Consider the following 12,449-nt stretch of genomic DNA (forward strand, 5'->3'; position numbering starts at 1 on the left):
GCGCTATCCTTTCCCATAGGACGATACTAGCTGTCCAAATACTGAGATGCACGTCGGTCGGTGATCCGCAGCCCATTCCGGTCGCCGACAGCGACTTTGCCAGAGACGGATGCGAGTGCAGCCATGACGAACAACCCAGTCGGATCGAACAGCCCTGCGGGCGCGACATACAGCGCTGCGGACACCCCGAACACCCCAACGGGGCCACGCACTCTCGCCGAGAAGGTCTGGGACGACCACGTCGTCGTCCGCGGGGACGGGGCGTCGAAACCCGACCTGATCTACATCGATCTCCATCTGGTCCACGAGGTCACCAGTCCACAGGCCTTCGACGGTCTGCGGCTCGCCGGCCGTCCCGTGCGCCGGCCCGACCTGACGATCGCCACCGAGGATCACAACGTCCCCACGCTCGACTGGGACAAGCCGATCGCCGACCCGGTCTCGAAGACCCAGGTCGACACCCTGCGCAAGAACGCCGCGGAGTTCGGCGTCCGCCTGCACCCGCTCGGCGACATCGAGCAGGGCATCGTCCACGTCGTCGGCCCGCAGCTGGGACTGACCCAGCCGGGCATGACGATCGTCTGCGGTGACTCGCACACCTCGACGCACGGTGCGTTCGGCGCCATCGCGTTCGGCATCGGCACCTCCGAGGTCGAGCACGTCCTCGCGACGCAGACGCTGATGCAGGCGAAGCCCAAGACGATGGCCGTCACGGTCAACGGCGAGCTCGCCGAGGGCGTCACCGCCAAGGACCTGATCCTCTATCTGATCACCCAGACCGGCACCGGTGGTGGCCAGGGCTACATCGTGGAGTACCGCGGCGAGGCGATCTCGGCGCTCTCGATGGAGAGCCGCATGACGATCTGCAACATGTCGATCGAGTGGGGTGCGAAGGCGGGCATGATCGCCCCCGACCAGACCACCTTCGACTACATCGAGGGCAAGCCGGAGGCCCCGAAGGGCGCCGACTGGGACGCCGCTGTCGCCCACTGGAAGACCCTCGTCACCGACGCCGACGCGACCTTCGACAAGGAGATCGTGATCGACGCGGCCGACGTCACGCCGTTCGTCACCTGGGGCACCAACCCGGGCCAGGGTGCACCGCTCGGTGCCAACGTCCCCGCTCCGGAGGACTTCGAGGACCCGTCCGACAAGCTCGCCTGCGAGAAGGCCCTGGAGTACATGGGCCTCGAGGCCGGCCAGCCGCTGCGCTCGGTCAAGGTCGACACGGTCTTTGTCGGCTCGTGCACGAACGGTCGCATCGAGGACCTCCGCCTCGCCGCCGACATCATCAAGGGCCACAAGGTCGCCGAGGGCACCCGCCTGCTCGTCGTTCCCGGATCGGTCCGCGTCCGCAACCAGGCGATGGAGGAGGGCCTGGACAAGGTCTTCATCGAGGCCGGTGCGGAGTGGCGTGGCGCGGGCTGCTCGATGTGCCTGGGCATGAACCCCGACACGCTGAAGCCGCAGGAGCGCTCCGCGTCGACGTCCAACCGCAACTTCGAGGGCCGTCAGGGCAAGGGCGGTCGCACGCACCTCGTCTCGATCCCCGTCGCTGCCGCCACCGCCGTCAAGGGCACGCTGGCCTCGCCGGCGGACCTGGTCTGATCCGGAGAGAAGGAACAGTCATGGAGAAGTTCACCTCCCACACCGGTACGGCGCTCCCGCTGCGTCGCTCGAACGTCGACACCGACCAGATCATCCCGGCGGTCTACCTCAAGCGCGTCACCCGCACGGGCTTCGAGGACGGCCTCTTCGCCGCCTGGCGCAACGACCCCGAGTTCGTCGCCAACAAGCCGGAGTACCAGGGCGTCTCGATCCTGATCGCCGGCCCCGACTTCGGCACCGGCTCCTCGCGTGAGCACGCCGTCTGGGCGCTCATGGACTACGGCTTCAAGGTCGTGCTCTCGAGCCGCTTCGCCGACATCTTCCGTGGCAACTCCGGCAAGGCCGGCCTGCTCTCGGTCCCCGTCGAGCAGGACGTCATCGACCAGCTCTGGGCCCTCGTCGAGGCCGACCCGACCACGCAGGTCACCGTCGACCTCGAGGCGAAGACCGTCACCGCCGGTGACCTGGTCGCCCCGTTCCAGATCGACGACTACACGCGCTACCGCCTGCTCAACGGCCTGGACGACATCGGCATCACCCTCGGCAACGAGGCCGACATCTCGACGTACGAGGCCCAGCGCCCGGCGTGGAAGCCGGTCACGCAGCACGCCTGACGCGTTTCCCCTTGCCTGCAAGGCGAAACGCACAACCGAAGGGCCCGGTCGCAGCAGCGGCCGGGCCCTTCGTCGTACGCCGGGTGCTTGCGGCGCGCACAAAAAGGTGCGACCAAAGCACGCAGGGTCGTTGTGGCGGTGCGCAGGAGTCCCTACCTTGCGAAGAGAGCGTCGGGGCGGACCCGACTCGCTGCACCGGAAGGGAAGCCCGTGAACAAGACCCAGCTGATCGACGCACTCGCTGCGCGCTATGAAGGCAACCGCAAGATGGCGGCCGCGGCGCTCGACGCGGTCCTCGACACCATCACCCGCGAGGTGGCCCGCGGCGAGAAGGTGGCGATCACCGGATTCGGCTCGTTCGAGAAGCGGATCCGTCCCGCGCGGATGGTGCGCAACCCGCGCACCGGGGAGCGGATCAAGGCCAAGAAGACGGCGATCCCCAAGTTCACCGCGGGTGCCGATCTCAAGGCCGTGATCTCCGGCGCCAAGAAGCTACCGAAGCTCGACCTCAGCAAGAAGGCGGCTCCCGTGAAGGCCGCGGCTGCCAAGGCGTCCGAGCCGGCCAAGAAGGCGGGCGACCCGATCAAGAAGGCGGCGTCGGGCACGTCCGCGGCGACCCGCAAGGCCGTCGCCCCGGCGAAGAAGGCCGCGGGCACGGCGGCCAAGAAGGCGGCGCCTGCAAAGAAGGCGGCTGCGAAGGCCACCGAGCCGGCGAAGAAGGCGGCCTCGAAGGCTGCGGCCCCTGCGAAGAAGGCGGCCTCGAAGGCTGCGGCCCCCGCGAAGAAGGCCGCCACGACCGCGGCCAAGAAGGCGGCGCCTGCCAAGAAGGCCGCGACCAAGGCCGCAGCCCCCGCCAAGAAGGCGGCCGGCACCGCGGCGAAGAAGGCCGCGGGCACGTCGGCGGCTGCGAAGAAGACCGCGGCGAAGAAGACCGCGGCCAAGAAGGCACCTGCCAAGAAGGCAGCTCCGGCGTCCGGCTCCTGAGCTCGTACCACGACTGCGGCGCCGTCCCCGGGGGCGGCGCCGCAGTGCCATTTCCGCGTGGGACACCGGCGGGTGGGTGGGGGAGTCGATAGCCTGCTCCCCGTTGTGCGTGACGCGGCGTCGCTGCCGCGAGATGGATGAGGTGACAGGTGACGGTGCGCAAGCTGCCGCGAAAGCGTGGCGTCGGCTGGCGGTTCGCCGAGGTGGCGATCAAGCCCGTCCTCGTCGGCATGAGCCGGCGCCAGTGGACCGACGGACTGAAGATCCCCGCCGAGGGCGGCGTCATCCTCGTCGCCAACCACGTCACCAAGATCGATCCGCTCACCATCGCGCACTACGTGCACGACCACGGCCGCATGCCCCGCTTCCTCGCCAAGGCCGGTCTCTGGGATGTCCCGGTCGTCGGCTGGCTCGCACGCAGCACCAAGCAGGTCCCCGTCGCGCGCATGTCGGCCGACGCGGTCGGCGCGTTCAACGCCGCGATCGAGGCGCTGCGTGAGGGTGAGTGCATCGTCGTCTATCCCGAGGGCACCGTCACGCGCGACCCCGGCCTCTGGCCGATGCGAGGCAAGACCGGTGCCGCGCGCATGGCGCTCGAGTCCGGTGCGCCCGTCGTTCCGGTCGCCCACTGGGGCGAGCAGGAGATCCTCGCGCCGTACGCCAAGGCTCCGCGCCTCTTCCCGCGCGCGACCGTTCAGGTCAGGGCGGGCGACCCGATCGACCTGGCCGATCTCTGCGAGGGTGAGGTCACGCGCGAGAAGATCGACGAGGCGACCGACCGGATCATGGCCGCACTCACCACGCTCGTCGCCGAGCTGCGCGGGCAGCCGGCACCCGCCGAGCGGTTCGACCCCAAGGCAGCGGGTGTCGCCGAGATCGGCAACCCCCATCAGAAGAAGCGGAAGAAGGACCAGGCATGAGCAAGATCGCCGTGTTCGGTGCGGGCTCGTGGGGCACCGCTTTCTCGATGGTGCTGGCTGACGGCGGCAACGACGTGACGATCTGGGGCCGCCGCGAGGAGGTCTGCCAGACCATCAACGAGCGTCGCGAGAACACCGACTACCTGCCGGGGCTCGAGCTGCCGCCGTCCATCTCGGCCACCCACGACCCCGAGAAGGCACTGGCCGGCGCGGATGTCGTCGTGCTCGCCACGCCCAGCCAGTCCCTGCGCGAGAACCTCGCCGAGTGGGCGCCGTACATCCCGAACGACGCGGTGATGGTCTCGCTGATGAAGGGTGTCGAGCTCGGCACGCTCAAGCGGATGAGCGAGGTGATCGCCGAGGTGACCGACGCCGGTCCCGAGCGGATCGCGGTCGTCTCCGGGCCGAACCTGGCCAAGGAGATCGCCCGCCGCGAGCCCGCGGCGTCCGTCGTCGCGTGCGCCGACGAAGAGGTCGCCAAGCGGCTCCAGGCCCTGTGCCACTCGCCGTCGTTCCGTCCCTACACCTCCGTCGACGTCCTCGGCTGCGAGCTCGGCGGCGCCTACAAGAACGTCGTCGGTCTGGCGGTGGGCATGGCGGTCGGTCTCGGCTTCGGTGACAACACCACCGCCTCCGTCATCACCCGCGGGCTGGCGGAGACCGCCCGGCTCGCGATGGCGCTGGGTGCCAACCCGCTCACGCTGATGGGCCTGGCCGGCCTTGGCGACCTGGTCGCCACCTGCTCCTCGCCGCTCTCGCGCAACCGCACCTTCGGCGAGAAGCTCGGCCGCGGCCTGACGACCGAGGAGATCTACGCCTCGACCCGCCAGGTCGCCGAGGGCGCGAAGTCCTGCTCGTCCCTGCTCGCGCTGGCGGAGCAGACCGGTGTCGACGCCCCGATCGCCGAGCACGTCGACGCCGTCGTCGCCGGCCGGCTCACCGCGACCGACATGATGCAGGCGTTCATCCAGCGCGACACGAAGGCCGAGACCGACTGAACGAGCGGCCGAGTCGAGCTTGCCGGTTTCGCAACTGGTCAGGAGTGGCAGGTCTCAGGGCAGATTTTCTGCCAATCGAGACCAGTTGCGGGGGACGGCTTCAGCTCCCGAGCCGGCGTGCCAGGCGCCGTCGGCCTCCCGCGGTGAGTAGGGAGTCCGCGAGCAAGCGGTGCCACTCGAGCAGCGCCGCTCGCGGCAGGCTTCGGCCCAACGCCCGCTCGCAGTCCTCGAGCACCGAGGCCGGATTCCGCAGGAGTACGTCGGAGGTGTAGCCGCGCCTGGAGTACCCGCCGTTGAGAATCTTTCGCTCCCGCTTGAGGTCCTTGCGGTGCTGGGCCGGTTCGCGGTCGCCCGCTCCGTCGTACTCGTGGCAGTCAGTGGGTCGTCGAGCAGGAGATCGGCGCGGCCGAGGAAGCCTCCCGTTCGGTCGTAGAGATTGACCTAGGGTGTGACGGCGACGCCGAGCACGTGGTGAAGGAACCGGAGCACGGTCTCCCAGGCTGATTCCGACCGGGCGTCAGCGAGCGCGAGCGCTTCGCGGAGCGCGGGCGCTCCCTTGCGGCGGTGGCCGATTGACGACGCGATGTCAGCCGCCCCGCACCTCTCCAGATGCAGCGCCGCGTCGGTGAGGATCACGAGGTCGAGGGGGCCGAGGACCCGAGCGCAGGCCAGGAGGGTCTCGCCGACAGTCGCCACCCGCAGACCGTCGACGGTCACGCTTGCTGGTGGCGCCGGATGCCGACTGATCCGCAGGCTCTTCCGGATCGGCTTTACCTCGCCCTTGACCGTGCCCATCGCGACGAAGTGCGGCAGGGCATCGATCGGCCCAGGCAGCCACAGGCCATGGATCGCGGCCGATGTCAGACCGGTGAAGACAGCGCTCGGCGGCAGGTGGTGCTGCCAGGCAGCCAGCTCGGCGAGAAACGCCGCGCGGCCGGTCAGGTTCACGGGCACAGTCACGTCGTACGCGATGTGCCTCCACTGCGGGCCGCGCGGCCGCAGGACGGGAGGGGTGAGGATCTCTGCCATGCCCGGCAGGTTGCGCGATCGCGGCCCTCCGTGCGACCGAGGGCGCGTGGGCCTGTGGAGGAGCCCGTAACTGGTCAGAAGTGGCAGCTCTCAGGGCCGATCTTCTGCCAATCGAGACCAGTTGCGGGGGCGGTAGCGGGGCCTCAGCCCACCAGCGTGTCGAGCGCGACCCGCAGGTCGTCCCAGAGGTCCTCGACGTCCTCAATGCCGACGCTCATCCGGACCAGGTCCTCGGGGATCGTCTGTGACTCGGTCTTCCAGCGGCGGCGGCGCTCGAACGTCGACTCGACACCGCCCAGCGACGTGGCGTGGACCCAGAGCTTCGTCTTCTGCACGAGCAGCTCGGCGGCGAGCACGCCCTGCGTGAACTCGACACCGATGACCGCCCCGAAGCCGGGGTAGCGGACCTTCGCCACCGCGGGATGCCCGCCCAACCGCGCGACGAGCTCCTGCGCATTGGCCTGGGCGCGTTCGACCCGCAGGTGGAGGGTGCGCAGGCCGCGCAGCGCGAGCCACGCCTCCATCGGGCCGGGCACGGCACCGGTCAGGTCGCGCCGCTTCTTGAGTACGTCGAAGAGCTGCTCGTCGCGCGTGACGAGCGCGCCCATCAGCACGTCGCTGTGGCCGGAGATGTACTTGGTGGCCGAGTGCAGCACCAGGTCGACGTCGTCGAGCAGCGGCTGCTGGAGCAGGGGAGTGGCGAAGGTGTTGTCGACGACCACGTAGGCGCCTGCCGCGTGCGCCGCCTTGGTGATGGCGGCGATGTCAGCGACCTCGAGCGCGGGGTTGGTGGGCGACTCCAGCCAGACCAGCGCGGCGTCATCGCACGCAGCGATGACGGCGTCGGTGTCCTCGATGTCGACGAGCACGCCCTTCAGCCGGCCCCGCGCCTCCAGGTCGCCCAGCTGCATGATGGTGCCCTGGTACGAGTGCCGGGGCATGACCACCTTCGCGTCCTGTCCGACCAGGTCGAGCACGCAAGCCACAGCGGCGAGACCGCTCGCGAACGACAGGCACCGGCCGCCCTCCAGCGCGCCCAGCGCCTCCTCGAACGCCGCCCACGTCGGGTTGCCGTAGCGGGCGTACTCCACGTCGCCGCCGGCCACGTAGACCGACGCCATCGTGATCGGCTCGTTGAACGGCGCATCGGGCTTCCGCGCAGGACGCCCGGCGTGGACCGCGACCGTCGCCGGGCGGCGTACGGGCTGGGAGGTGGAGGCGGGAACGACGGGGGACTGGTCAGCCATGCCTGAAGCCTAGGGCCGGGGCCGAAGGCGCCGGTGCGGGCCACCGTAGGGAATGATGTGCGCCGTGACTGATCAGACTGAGAGCGCCATGAAGAGCATGCTTGCCGCCGACATCGACGCCACGTGCCGCCTCCGCGGCGAGTTCGTGCTCCGTTCGGGGCAGGTCTCGGACACGTACTTCGACAAGTACCTCTTCGAGGCCCAGCCGGCGCTGCTCGAGCGGGTCGCGGCGCAGATGGTCGACCTCCTGCCGGAGGGCACGGAGCTGCTCGGTGGCCTCGAGATGGGCGGCATCCCGATCGCGACGATGGTCAGCGCGAAGACCGGCATCCCGGTCATCTTCATCCGCAAGAAGGCCAAGGAGTACGGCACCGCCAAGCTCGCCGAGGGCCCGGCCTTCGACGGCAAGCGCGTGACGCTCATCGAGGACGTCATCACCTCCGGCGGCGCCGTGCGCGACGCCGTCAACGTGCTCCGCCCGGCCGGCGCGGTCATCGACACCGTCGTGTGCGCGATCGACCGCAGTCCCGAGGGCAACCCGCTCGACGACGTCGCGCTCGAGATCCGCCCGGTGCTGACCCGCGCCGACCTGGACGCCGCTCAGGAGGCGCGCGGGTGAACGCCGTGGAGTCCGCGAAGCCCCGCGTCGCCGTCATCTTCGGCGGCCGCTCGACCGAGCACGGCATCTCCTGTGTGACCGGCGGATCCGTCCTCAAGGTGATCGACCGGGAGAAGTACGACGTCATTCCGATCGGCATCGCGCAGGACGGTCGTTGGGTCCTCGAGACCGGCGACCTCGACCGCCTCACGATCACGGACCGGTTGCTGCCGTCCGTCGACGCCTCGCTGCCGTCTGTCTCTTTGGAGCAGCGCGCCACCGGCACCGAGCTCGTCATCACCGACGCGACGGAGATGGCTGGCGTGCTCGGCCACGTCGACGTCGTCTTCCCGCTCCTGCACGGTCCGTGGGGCGAGGACGGCACGCTCCAGGGCCTGCTCGAGATGGCCGGCGTGCGCTACGTCGGGGCGGGTGTCCTCGCCTCCGCGGTCAGCATGGACAAGGGCTTCATGAAGGTCGCGCTCAACGCCGCCGGCGTACCGACGATGCCGTCGATCGTGGTCACCGCCCGTGAGTGGGCGAGCGACGCCGCCGCCTGCCGTGCGCGGTCGGAGGAGCTGGGCTACCCGCTCTTCGTGAAGCCGGCTCGTGGCGGCTCCAGCATCGGCATCTCCAAGGTGCACGACGCCTCCGAGCTCGACGGCGCGATCGAGGAGGCGATCGCCCACGATCCGCGCGTGCTGGTCGAGAGCTTCGCCGCGGGCGTGCGCGAGATCGAGTGCGGCGTCCTGCAGATGCCCGACGGCGAGGTGCGGACGTCGCTCCCGGCCGAGATCCGCATCGGCGGCGACCACGAGTTCTACGACTTCGAGGCGAAGTACCTCCCCGGTGAGCACACCGAGATCGACTGCCCGGCCAAGGTGGACGACGAGCTCCTGGCCCGCATGCAGGAGCTCGCGGTCGTCACCTTCGACGCCGTCGCCTGCGAGGGCCTGGCGCGGGTCGACTTCTTCGTCTTCCCCGACGGTTCGCTGGTGGTCAACGAGCTCAACACGATGCCGGGCTTCACCCCGTCGTCCATGTATCCCCAGATGTGGGGCGCGTCGGGCGTCGACTACACCGAGCTCGTGGACCTGCTGATCCAGCAGGCGCTGGAGCGCTCGACCGACCTGCGCTGAGGGAGCCGGAGTGGCGCCGAGGGACGAGGCTCCGCGGAAGTGAGCCCCGGAGGTGCAGGTCATGTAGGTACCGACCTGCGCTGACCGGTCAGATGCAGGGCTCGGTCTCGGGAATCGCCCGCTTGACCGGATCGGCCAGCGTCGCGAGGGCATCCGCCGCGAACGCCGCATCGCGGCGCTGCTCGGACGGAACGACGAGCTCGACGACGGGCTCGCGGCCGATCGTGTAGACCGTGAGGTCCTGGCCTAGGTCGGAGAACTGGTCAGTCGGGACGTACCACCCCACCCCGTTGACCTCCTCGCACGAGGCGCCCGGCTGGAAGCCCTCGGGCATCGCCACGCCACAGCTCAGCACGACGGCCGGATCGCCCCAGGCGCGGCCGAGCGCGGTCGCCGGAGTGACCTCGCGTGCGGTCAGGCCGTCGAGCTCAGCGGGCACGGTGTCGAGCAGCTTCTCGCAGGCAGCGCGCTCGGCCGGCGTCACGTCGCCGGAGGAGATCTCGACGTCGCCGGAGGAGCAGGCGGCGAGCAGCACAGTCAGGCCGAGCAGGGGCAGCAGGGGCGTCAGGCGGGGCACGCCAAGCATCCTCCCACTGCGGTGCCCGACCCGGCCGTACAGGTACGGACACGTATCCCGGATCGTCGCCACTCCTCCCGCGGCGCCGAGCTTGCGGCGTACGGACGTGTGTCCCGACGTGCTCGCCCCACGAGGCGGCACGTGGGCCGTACGGGTCAGAGGTGTACGACGGGACACGCGAGGGTGCGGGTGATCCCGTCGAGCGCCTGGATCCTGGCCACGACGTCGTGGCCGAGCGCATCGACGCTCTTCGCCTCGGCGCGGACGATCACGTCGTACGGACCGCTGACGTCGTCGGCGGAGACCACCCCCGGGACGGCGGTCACGGCGTGTGTGACCTCGGCGGCGTGACCGACGTCGGTCTGGATCAGGATGTAGGCGTGGACGGACATCTCGGCCTCCCTGGCTGAACGGCCCCGCGCTGGACGGGTGTCGCGGCGGTGGACTCCTCAACGTACTCCGAACCCGGCGCGTGTCGACCCCCACGGCCCAACCGGGGACTGGTGGGATGGACCCCATGCCGGCTCCCAGCTTCTCCGCGACTGCCACCCTCGCCGACGTGGGCGAATTCCCGCTGATCGAGGCCGTGACGGCGCTCTTCGCGACCGCCGAGCACGTCCTGGTGGGCCCGGGTGACGACGCCGCGGTGCTCCGGATCCGCAACGGCCACACCGTGGTCTCCACCGATCTCATGGTCGAGGGCCGGCACTTCCGCCGCGAGTGGGTGCCCGCCGAGGACGTCGGCGCCCGCGCCGCCGCGCAGAACCTCTCCGACATCAATGCCATGGGCGGCACCGCGACGTCCGTGACCATCGGCATCGCCGCCCCGGCCGACCTGCCCGTCGCGTGGGTGCTCGACTTCGCCCGCGGCTTCGCGGCCGAGTGCGCCAAGGTCGGTGCCGTGGTCGTCGGGGGCGACGTGACCCGGTCGGAGACCCTCGTCCTCGCCGTCACCGTCATGGGTGGCTGCACGGTCGCGCCCGTGCTGCGCTCCGGAGCCCACCCCGGCGACGTGCTCGCCCTCTGTGGACGCCAGGGCTGGGCCGCGGGCGGCCTCGCGGTCCTCGGCCGCGGCTTCCGCTCGCCGCGTGTGCTGGTCGAGGCCTACCGCCGTGCGGAGCCGCCGTACGCCGCGGGGCCGGTCGCTGCGGACGCGGGTGCCACCGCGATGATCGACGTCTCCGACGGGCTCGTCGCGGATGCGCGTCACGTTGCCGACGCCTCCGGCGTCGTGCTGGACATCCGCACGGACGCCTTCGAGATCGCCGAGCCGCTCCACGCCGTGGGGGCGGCCCTGAACGCCGACCCGATGCAGTTCATCCTGGGCGGGGGAGACGACCACCCGCTGCTGGCCTCGTTCCCGTCGACCGCCGACGTGCCGGGAGGGTGGACGGTCATCGGCTCCGTGCTGGAGGCGGACGACGACGGGCCGCGGGTCCTCGTCGACGGGGCGCCGTACGCCGGACCCGCCGGCTGGACCCACTTCTGATCGCCGAGGCGGCGCGGACCTGCAGGCCGAAACCGTCCCCGCGTCGCGCTTTGCTCGCTGCGCTCGCTCGCGCTGCCTTTCGGCTTCGGCTCCCGGCGGACACCTCGCCGAGACGGCGCTTGCCCGCCTGGCTCGCTGCGCTCGCAGCAGGCAACCGCCGTCTCGGCTCCTGCCTGACGTGTCCTGACCACGTCAGGCACAACGCAAAGGGCCCCGACCAAGCGCGTGTGCGCTCGGTCGGGGCCCTTTGCGTTGTGTCAGCGAGTGACCTTGCCAGCCTTCAGGCAGCCGGTGCAGACGTTGAGACGCTTCGGCGCACCGTTGACGGTGGCGCGGACGCGCTGGATGTTCGGGTTGAAGCGACGCTTCGTGATCTTGCGCGACCACGGACGGTTGTTGCCGAAGCCGGGCTTCTTGGCGCAGATGTCGCAGACGGCAGCCACGGGTTACTCCTGGAGATCGATCGGGACGAGGTCTTCGAGTCCCACGGACAGCCACACGACCACACAGTCGGGAGCGTCGGCACGGGACAACCGCACAAGGGTAAGCGAAAGCGCGCCACACACGCGAATCGGCCGCTACCCCCGGGCCGTGGGACCCAACCACTAACGTGTGCGTCGCAAGAGTAGACCGGCCGCCGGGGTCGGTCGCGGGCGCGAGTGAGAGCGAGAGGCGGGGGACATGTTCGACGTCAACACGGTCGTCCGCTTCGTCGAGATCGCCACCGACGCCCTGGCCGAGGCGCGCGAGGAGATCGACGCCCTCAACGTCTACCCCGTGCCTGACGGCGACACCGGCACCAACATGTTCCTCACGGTGCAGGCGGGCCGCGACGCCATGCTCGACGCGGTGGCCCGGGGTGAGGGCGGCGACGCTGCTCTCAAGGCACTGGCGCGGGGCTCGCTCATGGGCGCGCGTGGCAACTCCGGCGTGATCCTGAGCCAGCTGCTCGGCGCCCTGGTCGCGCGCCTGCGCAAGGCGGGTCCCGACGAGCGCAAGTCGATCGTCCTGGCCGAGGCGTTCCGCGACGGCTCCGAGGCGTCGTACGCCGCGGTCGGCACGCCCGTCGAGGGCACGATCCTGAGCGTGATGAAGGCCGCTGCCGAGGCTGCGATGGCGGTCGCCCCCAACGACAGCTCGGCGCCGACGATCGCCGCCGCAGCCGCAGCGGCCCGGGAGGCGCTGGAGCGCACGCCCCAGCAGCTCAAGCTGCTCGCTGACGCCGGTGTCGTCGACGCCGGCGGCC

General features: G+C 70.4%; 14 protein-coding genes. 9 read left to right on the forward strand and 5 right to left on the reverse strand.

Features of this window, described 5'->3' with window-relative positions; genetic code table 11:
• Positions 1 to 123 precede the first annotated feature (123 nt).
• The 5 genes from leuC (at position 124) to VLF38_RS02590 (ending at position 5,124) form a co-directional block, all read left to right on the forward strand.
• A complete protein-coding gene (gene leuC / locus VLF38_RS02570) occupies positions 124 to 1,608 on the forward strand; it encodes a 3-isopropylmalate dehydratase large subunit (protein WP_325269729.1) in 1,485 nt (494 codons plus the stop codon).
• 20 nt (positions 1,609 to 1,628) lie between these two features.
• Positions 1,629 to 2,222 carry a 3-isopropylmalate dehydratase small subunit gene (leuD, locus tag VLF38_RS02575; protein WP_325269730.1) on the forward strand — a complete coding sequence of 198 codons (594 nt, stop codon included), beginning with the start codon at positions 1,629 to 1,631 and terminating at the stop codon, positions 2,220 to 2,222.
• A gap of 210 nt (positions 2,223 to 2,432) precedes the next feature.
• Positions 2,433 to 3,206 carry an HU family DNA-binding protein gene (locus VLF38_RS02580; RefSeq protein ID WP_325269731.1) on the forward strand — a complete coding sequence of 258 codons (774 nt, stop codon included), beginning with the start codon at positions 2,433 to 2,435 and terminating at the stop codon, positions 3,204 to 3,206.
• 149 nt (positions 3,207 to 3,355) lie between these two features.
• Positions 3,356 to 4,126 (forward strand): lysophospholipid acyltransferase family protein, encoded by a 771-nt coding sequence (locus tag VLF38_RS02585; RefSeq protein WP_325269732.1) that lies wholly within the window; start codon positions 3,356 to 3,358, stop codon positions 4,124 to 4,126.
• A complete protein-coding gene (locus tag VLF38_RS02590) occupies positions 4,123 to 5,124 on the forward strand; it encodes an NAD(P)H-dependent glycerol-3-phosphate dehydrogenase (RefSeq protein WP_325269733.1) in 1,002 nt (333 codons plus the stop codon). Before VLF38_RS02585 ends, VLF38_RS02590 begins: the two co-directional genes overlap by 4 nt.
• A gap of 441 nt (positions 5,125 to 5,565) precedes the next feature.
• Here VLF38_RS02590 and VLF38_RS02595 read toward each other — a convergent pair whose 3' ends face one another.
• Together VLF38_RS02595 and VLF38_RS02600 are read right to left on the reverse strand one after the other, a co-directional pair.
• Entirely contained in the window at positions 5,566 to 6,153 is a 588-nt protein-coding gene (locus tag VLF38_RS02595; protein WP_325269734.1) for a hypothetical protein, read from the reverse strand.
• A 143-nt stretch (positions 6,154 to 6,296) separates the two neighbouring features.
• Positions 6,297 to 7,400 (reverse strand): PLP-dependent aspartate aminotransferase family protein, encoded by a 1,104-nt coding sequence (locus tag VLF38_RS02600; protein WP_325269735.1) that lies wholly within the window; start codon positions 7,398 to 7,400, stop codon positions 6,297 to 6,299.
• Between the two features lie 64 nt (positions 7,401 to 7,464).
• On the opposite strand from VLF38_RS02600, the gene pyrE reads away from it, so the two are divergent.
• On the forward strand, positions 7,465 to 8,019 hold the full coding sequence (gene pyrE, locus VLF38_RS02605; protein WP_325269736.1) for an orotate phosphoribosyltransferase: 555 nt from the start codon (positions 7,465 to 7,467) through the stop codon (positions 8,017 to 8,019).
• Positions 8,020 to 8,024: 5 nt separating this feature from the next.
• On the forward strand, positions 8,025 to 9,137 hold the full coding sequence (locus tag VLF38_RS02610; RefSeq protein WP_325269741.1) for a D-alanine--D-alanine ligase family protein: 1,113 nt from the start codon (positions 8,025 to 8,027) through the stop codon (positions 9,135 to 9,137).
• 88 nt (positions 9,138 to 9,225) lie between these two features.
• Here VLF38_RS02610 and VLF38_RS02615 read toward each other — a convergent pair whose 3' ends face one another.
• Together VLF38_RS02615 and VLF38_RS02620 are read right to left on the reverse strand one after the other, a co-directional pair.
• Entirely contained in the window at positions 9,226 to 9,714 is a 489-nt protein-coding gene (locus VLF38_RS02615; RefSeq protein WP_325269737.1) for a DUF3515 domain-containing protein, read from the reverse strand.
• A gap of 155 nt (positions 9,715 to 9,869) precedes the next feature.
• On the reverse strand, positions 9,870 to 10,106 hold the full coding sequence (locus VLF38_RS02620; RefSeq protein ID WP_325269738.1) for an Lrp/AsnC ligand binding domain-containing protein: 237 nt from the start codon (positions 10,104 to 10,106) through the stop codon (positions 9,870 to 9,872).
• 125 nt (positions 10,107 to 10,231) lie between these two features.
• On the opposite strand from VLF38_RS02620, the gene VLF38_RS02625 reads away from it, so the two are divergent.
• Positions 10,232 to 11,203, forward strand: a complete 972-nt coding sequence (locus VLF38_RS02625) for a thiamine-phosphate kinase (RefSeq protein WP_325269739.1) — start codon at positions 10,232 to 10,234, stop codon at positions 11,201 to 11,203.
• Between the two features lie 257 nt (positions 11,204 to 11,460).
• Here the strand turns inward: VLF38_RS02625 and rpmB are convergent, their stop codons facing one another.
• A complete protein-coding gene (gene rpmB / locus VLF38_RS02630) occupies positions 11,461 to 11,646 on the reverse strand; it encodes a 50S ribosomal protein L28 (protein ID WP_107700189.1) in 186 nt (61 codons plus the stop codon).
• 238 nt (positions 11,647 to 11,884) lie between these two features.
• On the opposite strand from rpmB, the gene VLF38_RS02635 reads away from it, so the two are divergent.
• Positions 11,885 to 12,449: DAK2 domain-containing protein (locus tag VLF38_RS02635; protein ID WP_325269740.1), on the forward strand; the 565-nt coding region annotated here is incomplete at its 3' end.

It is taken from the genome of Nocardioides sp. (assembly GCF_035481145.1).
Classification (GTDB): Bacteria; Actinomycetota; Actinomycetes; order Propionibacteriales; family Nocardioidaceae; genus Nocardioides.